Genomic DNA, 16,812 nt, shown 5'->3' on the forward strand with positions numbered 1-16,812 from the left:
TATGCGTGCGGTGTGGCTGCGGGAGTTCGGCGGACCGGAGGTGCTCGTGCCCGGGACGGCACCCGATCCGGCACCCGGACCGGGCCAGGTGCTCGTCGACGTGGCACACGCGAACATCACGTTCGTCGAGACGATGTTCCGGGCCACCGGCTTCGGGCCGTTCGACGCCGAACTGCCACTGATCCCCGGCAACGGCGTCGGCGGGACGATCACCGAACTCGGACCCGGCGTCGATCCGGCGCTCGCCGGGCGCGTCGTGGTCACCGCCACCGGCGGCACCGGCGGGTACGCCGAGCGCGTCGTGGTCGACCGGAGCGCCCCTGTCCCCGTACCCCCGGGGTTGGCCCTGGACGCGGCGGTGGCGCTGATGGCCGACGGCCGGACCGCCCTGATGCTGGCCCGGGCGGCCGGGCTGCGGCGCGGCGACCGGGTCCTGGTGGAGGCGGCGGCCGGCGGCGTCGGGTCGCTGCTCACGCAGTTGGCGGCGGCGTCCGGGGCGACGGTGGTGGCCGCCGCCGGCGGCCCGGCGAAGGTGGCCGGGCTCCGCGCGGCCGGCCTCGACCTGGCAGTCGACTACCGGCAGCCCGGCTGGACCGGCCGGGTCCGGGACGCCGTCGGCGCGGTCGACGTGGTGTTCGACGGCGTGGGCGGACCGCTCGCCCGGGAGGCGTTCGACCTGCTCGACCCGGGCGGGCGGATGCTCAGCTTCGGGCTCGCCGGCGGCGCCTGGGCGGACATCCCGGCCGAGGCGGCCACCGCACGCGGCGTCACGCTGCTGAGCCCACGGCCCGGCCCGGACGAACTGCGCGCCCTCACCGAGGCGGCGCTCGCCGAGGGCGCCGCCGGCCGGCTGCGACCGCAGATCGGGCAGCGCTTCCCGCTGGAACGGGCCGCCGACGCGCACGCCGCGATCGAGGCCCGGCAGACCGTCGGCAAGACCCTGCTCGACGTGCGCTGACCCGGCTCAGAGGTACATGCCGGTGCGGTGCTCCTCGGCCCGCGCCGGCTTGTCCCCCTCGCCGAAGAAGCGCTTGCCGCCGAACTCGCCGTGCAGACGGTCGTCCAGCTCGTCCGCAAGACCGGTCATCACCTGCACCGCGAGCATCAGGTGGGTGGGCTGGAAGTTGCGGCCGAACACCGGAATCGAGGCCCACACCGTGTCGTCGGCGCAGTAGAGCCGCCCGATCGGCATCCGGTTGGTCAACTCGGACAGCTTCACGTACAGGCGCTCGGTCGGCTCGACCTCGGTCAGCACCGGCGAGAAGACGTCCACGAGCGGCGGGTTGTCGCGCACCCGGACGAACACCATGGCCGAGCCGGCCCGGATGTTGATGTCACCGTCGGAGTCGACCTGAAGCTGGTCGGACGCGGACTTCAGCATGGTCGACACGACGGTGCGGACCCGCTCCTCCAGGGCCAGCACGTCGTTCTCGCCGGACTGCGCGGCCGCCGCCGCGGCCAACGCCTCGTCCAGGTCGGCCTCGACGTCGCGGTCCGGGCCGAACTCGCTGCGGGCGGTACCGAGCGGCTCCACCGGCAACGGCTCACCCTCGGTGTCGTGCACCAGGTAGACGAGGAAGGCGGGATGCGGGGCGCCGTAGACGTCACGCAGCGTCCGGGACAGCACGGCGGCCAGCCGGGTCGCCTCGTCGGTGCCGCAGTCCAGCCCGAACTGCTCACCGGAACCCGGCACCACGCCCGGCGGCGACCAGCCGAGCGCCACCATGTCGGCCACCGCCGCCCGGTCCAACCGGTAGCCCTGGGGCAGCGTGGCGTTGCCGACCGCCCGGGCCGAGAGGCGACCCTCCTCGCCCGCGTCCACGCTCACCGAGTAGACGGCGTCCCCGGTGCCGGAGGCGGTCGGATCGAGTGTCACCTCCAGGTGACCACCGGCGGGCAGTGCGCGTAGCCGCTCGGCGAGCGCCCGCGCGAACTCACGCCAGGCCTCGGTGACCTTGGCCCGCAGATCAGCGGTGGTCGGCTCGTCGAGCAGGATCGACTCGTGATGCTCCGGCGCGCTGCCGGTGGCGTGGTGTTCCGGCGCGCTGCCGGCGGCGTGATGCTCCGGCGCGCTGCCGGCAGGCTTGTCGACCGGCGCCGAGGGGTGGTCTGCCGTCATGATCGCCTCCGTCCGTCCCCGCCACCCTACCCACGCGCGGCGGCCACCGAATCACGCGCAAGGCGCTATTCCGCGGGCATGGACCCACCCAGATCCACCGGCCACGAGCCGGCCAGCGCGCTGAGCCGCTCGGCCGCCGCCGCCGGGTCCGCCCCGCGCCCCACCGCCACCCCCAACAGGTACGCGGTGACCGGCGCCCCCGGCCGGACCACCTGATGCGCCACGTCCCGGGCCACGTCCAGCACTGTCGGCACCGGCACCCCGGCCGGGTCCAGGTCCAGCTCGGCGCAGACCGCCGTGACCCAGTCGTCCAGCACCGTCATCTCGACCACTCCTCCGCCCGGCGTACGTCCTCGTCAGTGTCGCAGTCGAACCAGGGCGGAGGACCCGAGCCGGACCACGACACCTCGCGTACGGCGACACCGGTCAGCAGTCCGCGTACCGGCGCCCCGTCGAGGGTGCCGCCCCGCGTCGCGGCGAGCCGGTCGAGGGCGGCCCGCAGGGCCGGTAACCGCCACACCGCGCAGAGCTGCTGGCGGCGGCCGTCGCCGTCCACGTAACAGGCGAGGGCGACGGTCGGTCCGCGCGGGGGGAGCGTTGATGCCCGCTCGGCGGCCGGTTCGCGTTCCCGCTCGGCGGCCCGATCGTGTTCCCGCTCGGCGGCCGGGGTGTCGAGGGCGCGCCGCAGCTCGGTCACGGCGGCGGCGGTGAGCAGCGGGAGATCGGCGGCGAGCAGGGCGACTGTTGTCGTACCCGGGTCGAGCAGCGCCAGCCCGGCCGCAATGGCGGCCACCGGCCCGCCACCGGGTGGCTCCTCACGTGTCGTCCGGACGCCGCCGGGCACCGGACCGGACGGGCCGACCACGATCCGCTGGTCCGCGTCGGCCACCGCGGCCAGTACCCGGTGCAGCATCGGCCGGCCGCCGACCGGACGGGCCGGTTTGTCGACGCCGCCCATCCGCCGGGCCGCGCCACCGGCAAGGACCACCGCCGCGTACCCCGTCACCGCCTCACCCTATCCACGGCCACGACCGTCGAATCCCGGCTCGGACACGAGGCCCGGGCCCGTGCCCGGCTTCGCTGGCGGTTTTCCGACGTTGATCAACTCCATCTCGCCGAAGTGGCGGCATCCGGGGCCGTCCGATACCGCCACTTCGGCGATCTGGTGTCGATCATGATCGGCTGGGCCGGCGGGGCACGTGAAGGAGTGGGGTGGGGTGCGGGCAGTGGAGGGGCCGGGGAGGATGGCGGGATGGGACGGGCGACAGACCGGCGGAGCGTGCTGCGGATCGACCTCGACGCGACGGGCGAGGGCCGGGGCCGGATCCGCCGCCAGGACACCCTGGCCGCGGAGGAGCCACTGGAGATCCGCGTGGGCGCGGCCGGGCCGGGTCGGCGTCGGCCGCTCGCGGTGACTATGCGTACGCCCGGCGACGATCTGGACCTGGCGATCGGCTTCCTGCTCACCGAAGGACTGATCCGGTCGGCCGAGGACGTGCACACCGCACAGCTCTGCGCCGGCGCGGAGACCCCGAACACCTACAACGTGGTCGACGTGGCGCTCACCCCCGGTGTTCCGGAGCCGGTCACCGATCCGTCGCGCAACTTCTACACCACCAGTTCGTGCGGCGTGTGCGGCAAGGCGAGCATCGAGTCGGTGCGTACCCGTTCGCGGTTCGCCGTGCGGGACGACCCGCTGGTGGTCACCGCCGAGTTGCTGGCCGCGCTGCCGGACCGGCTGCGGGCCGCGCAGCGCGCCTTCGACCGCACCGGCGGCCTGCACGCGGCCGGCCTCTTCACCGCCGACGGGGAGATGGTGGTGCTGCGGGAGGACGTCGGGCGGCACAACGCGGTGGACAAGGTGATCGGCTGGGCCGCCCGGGAGGGGCGGTTGCCGCTGGCCGGGCACGTGCTGCTGGTCTCCGGGCGGGCCAGTTTCGAACTCACCCAGAAGGCGTGGATGGCGGGCGTGCCGCTGCTCGCCGCGGTGTCCGCGCCCAGCACGCTCGCCGTCGAGCTGGCCGAGGAGGCCGGGATGACGCTTGTCGGCTTCCTGCGCGGGCCGACCATGAACGTCTACACCGGGGCGGCCCGGATCGGCGGCTGACGGCTCAGCGCCGTGGACGGCGACGGCGACGGCGCAGCACCGGGCCTCCGTCGGAACCGGGCCAGCCGTCCAGCTCGGACGGGGCCACCCCGCGCCGAAGCGCCTCGTCGAGCAGCAGCGCGAGCGAATAGCCGGGGTGGGCGGACAGCACCCGTTCCAGGGCGACAGCCGCCAGCGCCCCGTGCCCGGAGCGCCAGGCGGAGAACGCGAGCAGGCAGCCCGGCGCGGCGATCAGGTCCGGCTCGGCACGCCGCGTCACGTCGGTCCAGAGGCTGATGTCGGCGTCCCGGCCGTCGGTCCGGGACCAGGCGTGATCGCGTACCGGGATGTGGGTGAGCAGGACGGTCAGCCAGGCCACCTCGTCGTCGTCGAGCCGCTCGCCACGCCGCTGCCTGCGGAACGCGGCCCGCACCGCCGCCGTGCCCGCGCTCCGCACCGCGCGTGGTGAATCCTCCGGACCTCCACCGTCGGCCCGCACATCACCGTCCCCCGGCACGGAACTGCCGGCCTCCGGGCTCCGGCCGGACTGCGCGGGCGTCCCGCCGGTGAGCGCGGCCAGGCGCAGACGGGCCCGGCCGGTGGCCCGGCGCATGGCGAGGCGTACCGGCCCGTCGAGCGGGGACACCTGCGCGGCCAGCGCGGCCCGGTCGGGCAGGGCGACCTGGCCGGCGAACACGGCCGCGGCGCTGACCTGGCTGGCGGCCGGGTCGTACGGGGTGCCCTCGGGCGGGCAGCAGGACGGCTCGGCGCACAGGTACGACCACCAGCGGCCGTCGGTGACCCGCAGGGCGTCGAGCACGACCAGGCCGGCAGCGGTCAGCGCGTCGCCGATCGCGTCCACGGCACCGGTCACCCGGGCGGCCGGACCGTAGCCGACGACTGTGGCGGCGTCGGCGTCCTGCCGGGCCACCACGTGTGCCAGGTGCCGGGCCGCCGGGCCGGGGTCGGCGCCGGGCGCGGGCAGGTCTCCCCGGGCGGCGAAGACGACGCGCCGGCCGCGTACCGCGACCACCACGACGCTGTCGGCCGGGTGGAAGCCGAGCAGGTAGGGCACGGCCGTGACCATGTCGGCGGGCGAGCGGACGGAGAGGCGGGGTTGCTCGGTGGAGTTCATGCCGGGAGCGTGGGCGGTGGAGTGCCACCGCGTCCGCCCCTGTGGACGACACGCGGTCCGTCCACAGATACGGAGCGTATCGGTCCAGGTCAGGGGCGATCCGTGGCGTCGCTTGCCCCACGGTTGTCCGGGGTACCCGCTACCTTGCGCTCATGGACCTGGCGTACCTGCGGGCACACCCGGAGCACCTGCCGACCTTCCTGACCCACCAGCGGATCCGGGAGACCCCGGTCTCCGGCGGCGACATCTGCGCCGCTTCCCGGCTCACGCTGGACGACGGGCACTCGGTGTTCGCCAAGACGTGGCCGGAGCGGGCGGCGCGTCCACTGCCGGAGGGCTTCTTCGCCACCGAGGCGGCCGGGCTGCGCTGGCTGCGCGAGGCGGGTTCGGTGCCGGTGCCGGAGGTGATCGTGGCGTTGCCCGATCTGCTCGCGCTCGACTGGGTGGAGCCGGGCGAGCCGACGCCGGAGGCCGCGGAGGCGTTCGGGCGTGACCTGGCCGGGCTGCACCGGGCCGGGGCGCCCGCGTTCGGCGCGGACTGGGCCGGGTTCATCGGTGCGCTGCCGCAGGACAACACGCCCGATCCCGGTCCCTGGCCGGACTGGTTCGCCCGGCGCCGCCTCCTGCCCTACCTACGCAGTTCGGTCGACGGCGGCGCGCTCGACGGTTCCGGGGCGGCGCTGGTCGAGCAGGTCGTCGCCCGGATCGGCGAGTTCGGCGGTGACGAGCCGCCGGCCCGGGTGCACGGCGATCTCTGGCCCGGCAACCTGCTCTGGGGCGCCGACGACCGGGTCTGGCTGGTCGACCCGGCCGCGCACGGCGGGCACCGCGAGACCGACCTGGCGCAGCTCGCCCTCTTCGGCGGCCCGCCTCACCTGGACCGCGTCCTGGCCGCCTACCGGGAGGCATGGCCGCTGGCCGACGGCTGGCGGGAACGGGTGCCGCTGCATCAGCTGCACCTGCTGCTCGTGCACACCGCGATCTTCGGCGCGGCGTACGCGAACGCGGTGGCCGCCACCGCCCGGGCCGCCCTCCGGGGCCTCGACCGCGCTACGGTCGACGGATGAGCGCCCCCCGGACGACGACCGACGGCGTCCTCGCCGACCGGTACGGCCGCGTCGCCCGGGACCTGCGGGTCTCGCTGACCGACAAGTGCAACCTGCGCTGCACCTACTGCATGCCGGCCGAGGGCCTGCCCTGGCTGTCCGGTCCGCAGCTGCTCACCGACGACGAGATCGTCCGGCTGGTGGGTGTCGCGGTGACCCGGCTCGGCATCACCGAGGTGCGCTTCACCGGCGGTGAGCCGCTCATCCGGCCCGGCCTGCCCGGCATCGTGGCGGCGGTCGCCGCGCTCACGCCCCGGCCGCGCATCTCGCTGACCACGAACGGCATCGGCCTGGCCCGCATGGCGTCGGCGCTGCGCGACGCCGGGCTGGACCGCGTCAACGTCTCGCTCGACACGCTGGACCGCGACCGGTTCACCGCGCTGACCCGCCGCGACCGGCTCGCCGACGTGCTCGCCGGGCTGACCGGGGCCGCCGAAGCCGGGCTGACCCCGGTGAAGGTCAACTCGGTGCTCATGCGGGGCACGAACGACGACGAGGCGCCCGCGCTGCTCCGGTTCGCGCTCGCGCACGGCTACGAGCTGCGGTTCATCGAGCAGATGCCGCTCGACGCGCAGCACGGCTGGGACCGCTCGACCATGGTCACCGCCGACGAGATCCTGGCCTCCCTGAAGGCCGCGTTCGCGTTGACGCCGGACCCTTCCGAGCGGGGCGCGGCACCGGCCGAGACGTGGCTGGTGGACGGCGGGCCGGCCCGGGTCGGGGTGATCGCCAGCGTGACCCGGCCGTTCTGCGGCGACTGCGACCGCACCCGGCTCACCGCCGACGGCCAGGTGCGCAACTGCCTGTTCGCCACGGAGGAGTCGGACCTGCGCGGCGCGTTGCGCGACGGCGCGGACGACGAGGAGCTGGCCCGGCGCTGGCGCGCCGCGATGTGGGCCAAGCGGGCCGGTCACGGCATCGACGATCCGACGTTCCTCCAGCCCGCGCGTTCGATGTCCGCGATCGGAGGCTGAGGGTGGAGCTGACCGTCCGCTACTTCGCCGGCGCCCGCGCGGCGGCCGGACTCTCCGAGGAGACCGCATCCGCCGGCCGGTCCCTGGACGAACTCCTCGATGACCTGGCCGCCCGCCACGGCGAACGCCTCGCGGTGGTGCTGAAGGCGGCGAGTTTCCTGGTCGACGGCGTGGCCTGTCATGATCGACGGGCGCTGTTGCCGGCCGGGGTGACGGTGGACGTGCTGCCGCCCTTCGCGGGCGGCTGAGGGGGGCACACGTGCTGGCCATGGCGACATTCCTGGGCTTCGTCGTGCTCGTGATCGGCCTGATCCACTTCTACCTGTGGAAGCGGCTGGTCCGGGACACCACGCGCCCGGGGCGGTGGCGCCGGGTCGGCGGGGTGGCGATCGCGGCGCTGGCGGTGCTCGTACCGGTGACTCTGGCGGGCACCCGCAACGGCTGGTACTGGCTGGCCTGGCCCGGTTACCTCTGGGTCGCGCTCATGTTCTACCTGCTGGTGATCCTGCTGGTGCTCGAAGTGCCGACCGCAGTGGTCCGGCTGGTGCTGCGCCGCCGCGCCCGCTCGGTGGTCGCCACCGGCCCGGAGCCCGAGCCCGCACTCGTGGGCGCGGCGACGGCGGAGGGTGCGACGCCACCGCCGGTCGACAGCGCCGACGCGCCACCGGCCGGCGCCCTCGCGCCGGACCACGACCCCTCCCGGCGGCTGCTGCTCGCGCGCGGGGCGGCGATCTTCGCCGGGCTCACCGCCGCCGGCGTCACCGGGTACGGCGTCCGCACCGCCATCGGTCCGCCGCAGCTCGACCGGGTGCAGATCCCGCTGGCCAAGCTGCCCCGGAGCATGGACGGGCTGCGCATCGCCACCGTCTCCGACATCCACCTCGGGCCGCTGCGCGGCCGGGCGCACACCGAGCGGATCGTCGCGATGATCAACCGGATGGACGCCGACCTGGTCGCCGTGGTCGGTGACCTGGTCGACGGCACGGTGGCCGAGCTGGGGGAGGCCGCCGAACCGCTGCGTGACCTGCGGTCCCGGTACGGCAGCTTCTTCGTCACCGGCAACCACGAGTACTACTCCGGCGTGGAGGAGTGGGTCCGCGAGGTGGACCGGCTCGGCCTGCGCGTGCTGCAGAACGAGCGGCAGGAGATCCAGGCCCGGGGCGGCGTGCTGGACCTGGCCGGGGTGAACGACGTGAGCGCCGCCGGCACCGGGGTGGCCGCGCCCGCCGACTACGCCGCCGCGCTCGGCGACCGTGACCCGAGTCGGCCGGTCGTGCTGCTGGCGCACCAGCCGGTGGCCGCGCAGGAGGCGGCGAAGTTCGGCGTCGACCTCCAGCTCTCCGGGCACACGCACGGCGGCCAGATGGTGCCGTTCAACCTGGCGGTGAAGCTCGAACAGCCGGTGGTCTCCGGTCTCGGCGAGATCGACGGCACGAAGGTCTACGTCACGAACGGCGCCGGTTTCTGGGGTCCGCCGGTGCGGGTGGGCGCGCCTCCCCAGGTGACGCTCGTGGAGCTGCGCGCCCCATAGCGCGCACCCGCCGCCGAGTCCAGCACCGCATTGCTCAGGTCACCCGTTCGCGTGGCGGCGGGCGGGCGGGGGACCGGACGTGACAGGATGCGGCGTGCCTCCGTTCAGCGCCGCACCCTCCGGTGGCCTCCCGCCGTACGTGGCGGACCTGCACATCCACTCGAAGTACTCGCGTGCGTGCAGCCGCGACCTGACCCTGCCGAACCTGGCCTGGTGGGCCCGGCGCAAGGGCATCGGCGTGCTCGGCACCGGCGACTTCACCCATCCCGCCTGGTACGACCACCTGCGCGAGACGCTGCACCCGGCCGAGCCGGGCCTGTACCGCCTCGCGCCCGAGGCGGAGCGGGACGTCGCCCGGCGGCTGCCGCCCCGGCTCGCCAGTGAGGCGGAGGCGGACCCGGTCCGGTTCATGCTGAGCGTGGAGATCTCCACGATCTACAAGCGCGACGACCGCACCCGGAAGGTGCACCACCTGATCTACCTGCCGGACCTGGACGCGGTGGCCCGGTTCAACACCGCGCTGGGCCGGATCGGCAACCTCGGCTCGGACGGGCGGCCGATCCTCGGGCTGGACTCCCGCGACCTGCTGGAGATCACGCTGGAGGCGAGTCCGGACGGCTATCTGGTGCCGGCACACATCTGGACGCCGTGGTTCTCCGCGCTCGGCTCGAAGTCGGGCTTCGACGCGATCGCCGACTGCTACGCGGATCTGGCCGAGCACATCTTCGCGGTGGAGACCGGCCTGTCGTCCGACCCGGAGATGAACTGGCGGGTCGGCAGCCTGGACCGCTATCAGCTGGTGTCCAACTCGGACGCGCACTCGCCGCCGGCTCTGGCCCGGGAGGCCACGGTCCTCACCGCCGACCGTGACTACTTCGCGATCCGCGAGGCGCTGCGCACCGGGAACGGGCTCGCCGGAACTGTCGAGTTCTTCCCGGAGGAGGGCAAGTACCACGCCGACGGGCACCGGTTGTGCGGGGTGAACTGGCCGCCGCAGCGGACCCGTGCGGCGGGCGGACGCTGCCCGGAGTGCGGCAAGCCGCTCACCGTGGGCGTACTCAGCCGGGTGGAGGAGCTGGCGGACCGGCCGGAGGGGCACCGTCCGGCGCACGCGCGCGAGGTGACCCACCTGGTGCCGCTGGCCGAGATCCTGGGCGAGCTGAACCGGGTCGGCGCGCGGTCGAAGAAGGTCGAGGGCAAGCTCAACGAGCTGGTCGCCGCGCTCGGCCCGGAGCTGGAGATCCTGACCCGTACCCCGGTGGAGGAGATCGGCCGGGTCGGCGGCGAGCTGCTCGCGGAGGGCATCGGCCGGCTGCGCCGCGGCGACGTGCGCCGGGTGCCGGGCTACGACGGGGAGTACGGCGTGATCACGCTGTTCGACCCGGCGGAACTGGGCGGCCCGGGTGCCGGGGCGGGGCAGGAGACGCTGTTCGACGTACCGGTGCCCGCGCAGCGGCGGCCTGCGGAGCCGGCGCCGAAGCCGAAGGCCAAGCGCCCGGCGGCGGTCCGGCCGGAGCCGAAGCGGACGCCGCCGCCCGCACCTCCGATCGCGACGCCGCCGTCCCCGCACGAGCCGTTCGAGCCGATGCTCGCCGGGATGGAGGAGGTCGGCACCGGCCTGCTGGACCGGCTGGACGCGATGCAGCGGGTGGCCGCGTCGGCGCCCGGTGGTCCGCTGCTGATCGTGGCCGGTCCGGGCACCGGGAAGACCCGCACGCTCACCCACCGGATCGCGTACCTGTGCGCGGAGTTGAACGTCTTCCCCGATCAGTGCCTGGCGATCACGTTCACCCGGCGGGCGGCCGAGGAGCTGCGGCACCGGCTGGACGGGCTGCTCGGCCCGGTCGCCGAGGACGTCACTGTGGGTACGTTCCACTCGCTGGGCCTGACCGTGCTGCGGGAGAACGCGGCGGCGGCGGGGCTGCCGGCGGACTTCCGGATCGCCGACGACGCGGACCGGGCGGCGGCGCGCGCGGAGGCCGGTGACGACGACGAGCGGTACGCGGCGTTGCTGCGCAAGCGGGACCTGGTCGACCTGGACGAGCTGCTGACGCTGCCGGTGTCGCTGCTCAAGGGGGACCGGAAGCTGGTCCGCGAGTACCGCGAGCGGTGGAAGTGGATTTTCGTCGACGAGTACCAGGACGTCGACGCGGTGCAGTACGACCTGCTGCGGCTGCTCAGCCCGCCGGACGGGAACCTCTGCGCGATCGGTGACCCGGACCAGGCGATCTACTCGTTCCGGGGCGCCGACGTGGGCTACTTCCTGCGCTTCTCGCAGGACTTCACCGACGCGCGGCTGGTCCGGCTGAACCGCAACTACCGCTCCTCGGCGCCGATCCTGGCCGCCGCGGTGCAGGCCATCGCGCCGTCGTCGCTGGTGCGGGGCCGTCGCCTCGACCCGGCCCGGCTCGACCCGGAGGCGCCGCTGGTCGGCCGGTACGCGGCGGCTTCGCCGTACGACGAGGCCGACTTCGTGGTCCGTACCGTGGACGAGCTGGTCGGTGGCCTGTCCCACCGCTCGCTGGACTCGGGGCGGATCGACGGGCGGACCACGTCGCTGTCCTTCTCCGACATCGCGGTGCTGTACCGCACGGACGCGCAGGCCGCGCCGATCGTGGACGCGCTGGCCCGGGCGAACATCCCGGTGCAGAAGCGCTCGCACGACCGGCTGCGGGACCGTCCCGGCGTGCCGGCCATCGCCCGCGAGCTGCGCCACGCCGGTCTGGACGGTTCGCTCCCCGCCCGGGTACGCCAGGCCGGGCAGATCCTGGCCGAGCGCTTCGCGGTGCCGACGCTCGACGGCTCCGGCGCGGTACGCCCCGAGGACGTCCGCACGGCGGTGGACCTGCTCACCCCGCTGGCCCGGCGCTGCGACGACGACCTGGAACTGTTCCTCAACCAGCTCGCCACCGGCGCGGAGGTGGACGCGCTGGACCCGCGCGCCGAGGCGGTCACGCTGCTGACGCTGCACGCCGCGAAGGGCCTGGAGTTCCCGGTGGTGTTCCTGGTCGGGGCCGAGGACGGGCTGCTGCCGCTGCGCTGGCCCGGAAGCGAGCCGGACGACGACGCGGTGGCCGAGGAGCGGCGGCTGTTCTTCGTCGGGCTGACCCGGGCGCAGGACCGGCTCTACGTCAGCCACGCGGGCCGCCGTGCCCGGCACGGCGCGGAACGCGACACCCGCCCGTCGCCGTTCCTCGACGTGATCGACCCGGCGTTGTTCGAGCGCCTGGACGCGACCGAGCCCCGCCGCCCGAAGGACCACCAGCTCCGGCTGATCTGACCGGGCACGCCTCAGCTGAGGACGGCGGCGAGCCACGCGCCGCCGAGCAGCGCCGGGCCGAACGGCACCGGCGTGTCCCGGCGTACCCGGCCGGCGGCGAGCAGGACGAGCACCGCGACTCCGGCGAGCACGTGCGGCAGGAGCAGCCCGAGGCGCAGCGCCGGCCAGCCGAGCCAGCCCAGCGGCAACCCGAGCGCGGCGGCGAGCTTCACGTCGCCGAAGCCGAGCCGGGCCCGGGGCAGCAGCGCCAGCAGCGCGTACCCGAGGAAGGAGAGCGCGGCCCCGGCCACCGCGACGGCCAGGCGGCGCGGTTCGCCGGTCGCCGCCGTGGCAGCGGTGAGGCCGAGCCCGCCGCCGAGCGCGACCATGCCGACGAGCGGGTCGGGCAGCCGCAGCGCTGTCACGTCGGTGACCGCGAGCGCCAGCCCGACGGCGGCGACCAGCAGCAGCGCGGGCAGCGCCGGGTCGGCGGCCCGGGTGGCGGCGAGCCCGCCGAACGCCACGGCGCCGGCCAGCGCGAACGCGCCCCGGCGCGGAGCGTCGCCGGCGGGAACTGTGACGAACGACCGGCCGACCGGTACGGCCACCCACCCGGCCGACGCGCCCACCAGCGCGGCCCCTGTCACCAGCAGCGCCGACACGGGCGGGACGCTACCGCCCGGCGGGTTCCCCGGCTGCCCCGTCGACGGCTGGTGGCGGGGACCGGCGGGGTCGCTCGGTGCTCACCACCACCGCCACGCCGACCACGATGATCGCACCGCCCAGCAGCACCTGCGAGGTGATCGGCTCGGCGACGAACAACGCGCCGAGCGCCACCGCGACCACCGGGTTCACGTACGCGTACGTGGAGACCAGGGAGATCGGCGCGTGCGCGAGCAGCCAGACGTACGCGGTGAAGGCGACGAGCGAACCGGCCACCATCAGGTACGCCAGCGCCGCCCAGGACCGCCCGGTCACCTCGGCGAAGCTGAATCCGCGCAGCTCGCCGCGGGCGACGCCGACGAGCGCGAGCACCGCCGCGCCGGCCAGCATCTCGTAGACGGTGGCCACGAACGGGTCGGCGGGCATCCGGATCCGCCCGGACAGGTACGAGCCGACCGACCAGCTGGTGGCGGCCGCGACCACTGTGAGCGCGCCGGCCACCGGCACGCCGTCCACGCCGTCGCGGGGCAGCACCAGCACGACGAGGCCGGCGAACCCGAGCGCCACCCCGAGGAACGTCCACGGCCGGGGCCGGTCCCCGCCCACGGTCCGCAGCACCACCACCAGCAGCGGCACGGTGGCCACCAGCAGCGCGGCCACGCCCGAGGGAACCGCGGTGCCGGCCGGACCCGACTCGGCGAGCACCACCAGTCCGTTTCCGCCGGCGAGCAGCAGCACGCCGATCAGCGCGGCGGAGCCGACGCGGCGCACGGGCACCCGCAGCGCGCCGGGCCCGCGCCGCAGGCGCAGCACCACGGCGAGCACCACGGCCGCGCCGGCGAACCGCATCGCCGCGGAGATGAGCGGCGGCAGGGACTCGACGGCGACCCGGATGCCCAGGTACGTCGAGCCCCAGAGCAGGTAGACCAGCACGAGTGCGGTCCAGATCAGGGCGGTGCGTGTCGGCGGCGTCGCGGAATCGACAGCGTTCGTCGCACTCGTGGGGCGTGAGCTCATCGAGGGTCCACGCTACGGTGACCACGGCGTCGGCGTCCCCAGTTGGTGGCCGGCCTCTCAGCACTGGCGTACGCAGGAGGCGTTCATGTCGAACTTCGGTCCACCGGGCGGCGGCTCCCCCGACCCCTGGGGACGGCCCGACGACGGCTACGCCCCGCAGCCCGATCCCCGCTACGCCGCGCAGCCCGATCCGCGTCACGACCCGCAGTACGGCCCGCCGGGCGCGCAACCGTACGGCCCGCCGGCCGATCAGTACGGGCCGCCGGCCCAGCAGTACGGGCCCGCCGACCGGTACGGCCCGCCGGCCGATCAGTACGGCCCGCCGACGCAGCGCTACGAGCCGGCGCCGGCGTGGTCCCCCGGCCCACCGCGGCAGGGTCACCCGGCCGACCCCTACGCCGGGCCGCAGTACGGCGGGGAGCCGCAGTACGCCGAGCCGACGCCGCCGAAGCGCGGCAAGGGCCCGCTGCTGGTGGTGGTGGTCGTGCTGGCGGTGCTGCTGCTCGGCGGCGCCGGGGCGTACTGGATGCTCGGCCGGGACGAGGAGAGCCCGACCGCCGGGACGACGGCGGCCACCGCGCCGGCCGCTGATCCGACCGAGGCGGCGCCGAGCGATCCGGCGGAGGCCACGCCGACCGCGCCCGCGCCGGCCTCCTCGACCGATCCGCGTTTCGTGAAGGCGGGCCAGTGCGTCGCCAACGAGGGTGGCGGCGGTCAGCCGAAGCTGGTGATCGCCGACTGCGCCCCGAAGACGTACGAGGTGCTGCGGCGCATCGACGGCGCGACGAGCGGCAAGAAGGACGCGGAGGCGAAGTGCGGGAAGGTCGACGGGTACACCGACTGGTACTTCTTCGACAGTGAGCTGGACACGCTCGACTTCGTGCTCTGCCTGAAGCGCCGCTGACGCGCCACTGACGCCCCGGCTCGTCGGTAACCAAAACTAGGGCTGTCTAGCTTTCACGCTAGACAGCCCTAGTTTTATGTCGAGACCGACACGCGGTAGCTGCATCTACGCACGTCTAGCCTGGCCGCTAGAGAAGCCGATACTGTGCGATTCGTGGATCCGGTCCGCAACCCGTACGCGCCGGGCGCCGGCCAGCGCCCGCCCGAACTCGCCGGGCGGGGGCGGGAACTGGACGTGTTCGACGTGGTGCTGGAACGCATCGCGCGTGGCCGGCCCGAACGCAGCCTGATGCTCACCGGGCTGCGCGGCGTCGGCAAGACCGTCCTGCTCAACACGCTGCGGTCCGAGGCGATCAACCACCTCTGGGGCACCGGCAAGATCGAGGCGCGGCCGGACCAGTCGCTGCGCCGCCCGATCGCCGCCGCGCTGCACATGGCGGTCCGCGAACTCGCGCCCCGGCACCGCGCCCCGGACCGGATCGACGCCTTCCTCGGCGTACTCAAGGCGTTCGCGCAACGGTCCGCCCCCACCGGGCGCGGCGGCGCGGCGCCCAAGCTGCGCGACCGCTGGCAGCCCGGCATCGACGTGCCCGCGAGCAGCGGACGCGCCGACTCCGGCGACATCGAGATCGACCTGGTCGAACTGCTCAGCGACGCGGCAGCGGTCGCCACCGACGTCGGCACCGGCATCGCGATCTTCATCGACGAGATGCAGGACGTCGGCGCCGAGGACGTCTCCGCGCTCTGCGCCGCCTGCCACGAGCTGTCCCAGCTCGGCGCGCCGCTGATCGTGGTGGGCGCGGGCCTGCCGCACCTGCCCGCCGTGCTCAGCGCCGCCAAGTCCTACTCCGAGCGGCTCTACCGCTACCAGCGCATCGACCGGCTCGACCGGATCGCCGCCGACCAGGCGCTCTGCGCGCCGGCCGAGCGGGAGGAGGTCGAGTACGAGCAGAAGGCCCTCGACCTGCTCTACGAGAAGTCCGGCGGCTACCCCTACTTCGTCCAGGCGTACGGCAAGGCCACCTGGGACCACGCGCCCCGCTCGCCGATCACCGCGGCGGACGTCCGGGTCGCCGCGCCCGAGGCGGAGGCGGAACTGGCGGTGGGGTTCTTCGGCTCCCGGTTCGAGCGGGCCACCCCGGCCGAACGCGAGTACATGCGCGCCATGGCGACGCTGGCGCTGGTGGACGGCGAGGAGGGCAGCCGCGACGACATGGACGCCGCGGTGCCGACCGCCGAGATCGCCCGCGCGCTCGGCCGCAAGCCGGCCAGCCTCTCCCCGGCCCGCGACGCGCTGATCAAGAAGGGGCTGATCTACTCCGGCGAGCGGGGGACGGTGGCGTTCACCGTCCCGCACTTCGGCCGCTACCTGCGCACCCAGCCCGCGTGACGGCCGCGACCGCTCAGACCCGCGACCACGGTGGTGGGAAGACCACCTCGCCGGACGGCGGTGGCGGTTCCTCGCTCGCCGACGGCGGCAGCACCAGCGCCTGCCACGGCTCGCCCAGCCCGGACCACGGGCTGGTCAGGCCCAGCCGGTCCGCCGGGCCGAACCCGAACCGCCGGTAGTACGCCGGGTCGCCCAGCACCACCACCAGCCGTTCGCCCAGCTCGGTCGCGGCGTCGAGCGCCGCCTGCACCGCCGCCGTGCCGTGACCGAGCCGCTGCCGGTGCCGTGCCACAGCCACCGGGCCCAGCGCCAGCGCCGGCCACACGCGGCCGTCGTCGGTGCGTACGCCGACGCGCGTGAGCAGCGCGTACGCCACCACCTCGCCGCCGTACTCGGCGACCATGGCCAACTCGGGAATCCACGCCGGGCTGTGCCGCAGCTCCTCGACCAGGCCGACCTCCGGCGGGGTGGCCACGTCGGGCCGGGCGAAGGCGGCGGCCAGCACCCGGGCCACCGCCGGCTCGTCGGCGGGGCCCTCCGGGCGTAGTCGCAGCGTCGTCACCCGCGCGACCTTACCGAACGCGACCGGTCCATCCGCGACGGTCGCTGAAATCGATACCGTCCGGACG

General features: G+C 74.9%; 16 protein-coding genes. 9 read left to right on the plus strand and 7 right to left on the minus strand.

Features of this window, described 5'->3' with window-relative positions:
- Position 1 precedes the first annotated feature (1 nt).
- Positions 2-958, plus strand: a complete 957-nt coding sequence (locus tag KBX43_RS07855; protein ID WP_069089579.1) for a zinc-binding dehydrogenase — start codon at positions 2-4, stop codon at positions 956-958.
- A 6-nt stretch (positions 959-964) separates the two neighbouring features.
- Here KBX43_RS07855 and KBX43_RS07860 read toward each other — a convergent pair whose 3' ends face one another.
- From KBX43_RS07860 to KBX43_RS07870, 3 genes are all read right to left on the minus strand, one after another.
- Entirely contained in the window at positions 965-2,119 is a 1,155-nt protein-coding gene (locus tag KBX43_RS07860; protein WP_064448079.1) for a hypothetical protein, read from the minus strand.
- 65 nt (positions 2,120-2,184) lie between these two features.
- Positions 2,185-2,442 (minus strand): DUF6457 domain-containing protein, encoded by a 258-nt coding sequence (locus tag KBX43_RS07865; protein ID WP_210869753.1) that lies wholly within the window; start codon positions 2,440-2,442, stop codon positions 2,185-2,187.
- Complete coding sequence (locus KBX43_RS07870) at positions 2,439-3,125, minus strand: molybdenum cofactor guanylyltransferase (protein ID WP_210883919.1); 687 nt, start codon at positions 3,123-3,125, stop codon at positions 2,439-2,441. The genes KBX43_RS07865 and KBX43_RS07870 overlap by 4 nt, the downstream gene beginning before the upstream one ends.
- A 246-nt stretch (positions 3,126-3,371) precedes the next feature.
- Here KBX43_RS07870 and fdhD point away from each other — a divergent pair, with 246 nt between their 5' ends.
- Positions 3,372-4,226, plus strand: coding sequence for a formate dehydrogenase accessory sulfurtransferase FdhD (fdhD, locus tag KBX43_RS07875; RefSeq protein WP_043327716.1), 855 nt, complete (start codon positions 3,372-3,374; stop codon positions 4,224-4,226).
- A 4-nt stretch (positions 4,227-4,230) separates the two neighbouring features.
- Here fdhD and KBX43_RS07880 read toward each other — a convergent pair whose 3' ends face one another.
- Positions 4,231-5,340 (minus strand): DUF4192 domain-containing protein, encoded by a 1,110-nt coding sequence (locus KBX43_RS07880; protein WP_187693494.1) that lies wholly within the window; start codon positions 5,338-5,340, stop codon positions 4,231-4,233.
- A 152-nt stretch (positions 5,341-5,492) separates the two neighbouring features.
- Between KBX43_RS07880 and KBX43_RS07885 the strand changes: the two genes are divergently transcribed.
- From KBX43_RS07885 to KBX43_RS07905, 5 genes are all read left to right on the plus strand, one after another.
- Complete coding sequence (locus KBX43_RS07885) at positions 5,493-6,407, plus strand: fructosamine kinase family protein (protein ID WP_187693495.1); 915 nt, start codon at positions 5,493-5,495, stop codon at positions 6,405-6,407.
- The gene (gene moaA, locus KBX43_RS07890; RefSeq protein WP_187693496.1) at positions 6,404-7,420 is read left to right on the plus strand and encodes a GTP 3',8-cyclase MoaA; all 1,017 of its coding nucleotides are present in this window, start codon (positions 6,404-6,406) and stop codon (positions 7,418-7,420) included. Before KBX43_RS07885 ends, moaA begins: the two co-directional genes overlap by 4 nt.
- Before the next feature lie 2 nt (positions 7,421-7,422).
- Positions 7,423-7,668, plus strand: coding sequence for a MoaD/ThiS family protein (locus KBX43_RS07895; RefSeq protein WP_043327712.1), 246 nt, complete (start codon positions 7,423-7,425; stop codon positions 7,666-7,668).
- Between the two features lie 20 nt (positions 7,669-7,688).
- Entirely contained in the window at positions 7,689-8,951 is a 1,263-nt protein-coding gene (locus KBX43_RS07900; RefSeq protein ID WP_222949068.1) for a metallophosphoesterase, read from the plus strand.
- Positions 8,952-9,045: 94 nt separating this feature from the next.
- Positions 9,046-12,231, plus strand: coding sequence for a UvrD-helicase domain-containing protein (locus tag KBX43_RS07905; RefSeq protein ID WP_210883920.1), 3,186 nt, complete (start codon positions 9,046-9,048; stop codon positions 12,229-12,231).
- An 11-nt stretch (positions 12,232-12,242) separates the two neighbouring features.
- Here KBX43_RS07905 and KBX43_RS07910 read toward each other — a convergent pair whose 3' ends face one another.
- Both KBX43_RS07910 and KBX43_RS07915 read right to left on the minus strand, forming a co-directional pair.
- Positions 12,243-12,872, minus strand: coding sequence for an A24 family peptidase (locus KBX43_RS07910; protein ID WP_113974498.1), 630 nt, complete (start codon positions 12,870-12,872; stop codon positions 12,243-12,245).
- Between the two features lie 10 nt (positions 12,873-12,882).
- Positions 12,883-13,890: an EamA family transporter gene (locus KBX43_RS07915; protein ID WP_231915612.1), complete on the minus strand. Its 1,008-nt coding sequence runs from the start codon at positions 13,888-13,890 to the stop codon at positions 12,883-12,885.
- 85 nt (positions 13,891-13,975) lie between these two features.
- Between KBX43_RS07915 and KBX43_RS07920 the strand changes: the two genes are divergently transcribed.
- Positions 13,976-14,794 (plus strand): flagellar basal body protein FliL, encoded by an 819-nt coding sequence (locus KBX43_RS07920; RefSeq protein ID WP_187693500.1) that lies wholly within the window; start codon positions 13,976-13,978, stop codon positions 14,792-14,794.
- A 153-nt stretch (positions 14,795-14,947) separates the two neighbouring features.
- Positions 14,948-16,183, plus strand: a complete 1,236-nt coding sequence (locus KBX43_RS07925) for an ATP-binding protein (RefSeq protein ID WP_030499459.1) — start codon at positions 14,948-14,950, stop codon at positions 16,181-16,183.
- A 13-nt stretch (positions 16,184-16,196) separates the two neighbouring features.
- Here KBX43_RS07925 and KBX43_RS07930 read toward each other — a convergent pair whose 3' ends face one another.
- Positions 16,197-16,745: a GNAT family N-acetyltransferase gene (locus KBX43_RS07930; RefSeq protein WP_043330817.1), complete on the minus strand. Its 549-nt coding sequence runs from the start codon at positions 16,743-16,745 to the stop codon at positions 16,197-16,199.
- Positions 16,746-16,812: the final 67 nt, after the last annotated feature.

The organism is Micromonospora sp. C41, assembly GCF_018070485.1.
GTDB classification, from domain to species: domain Bacteria; phylum Actinomycetota; class Actinomycetes; order Mycobacteriales; family Micromonosporaceae; genus Micromonospora; species Micromonospora chalcea.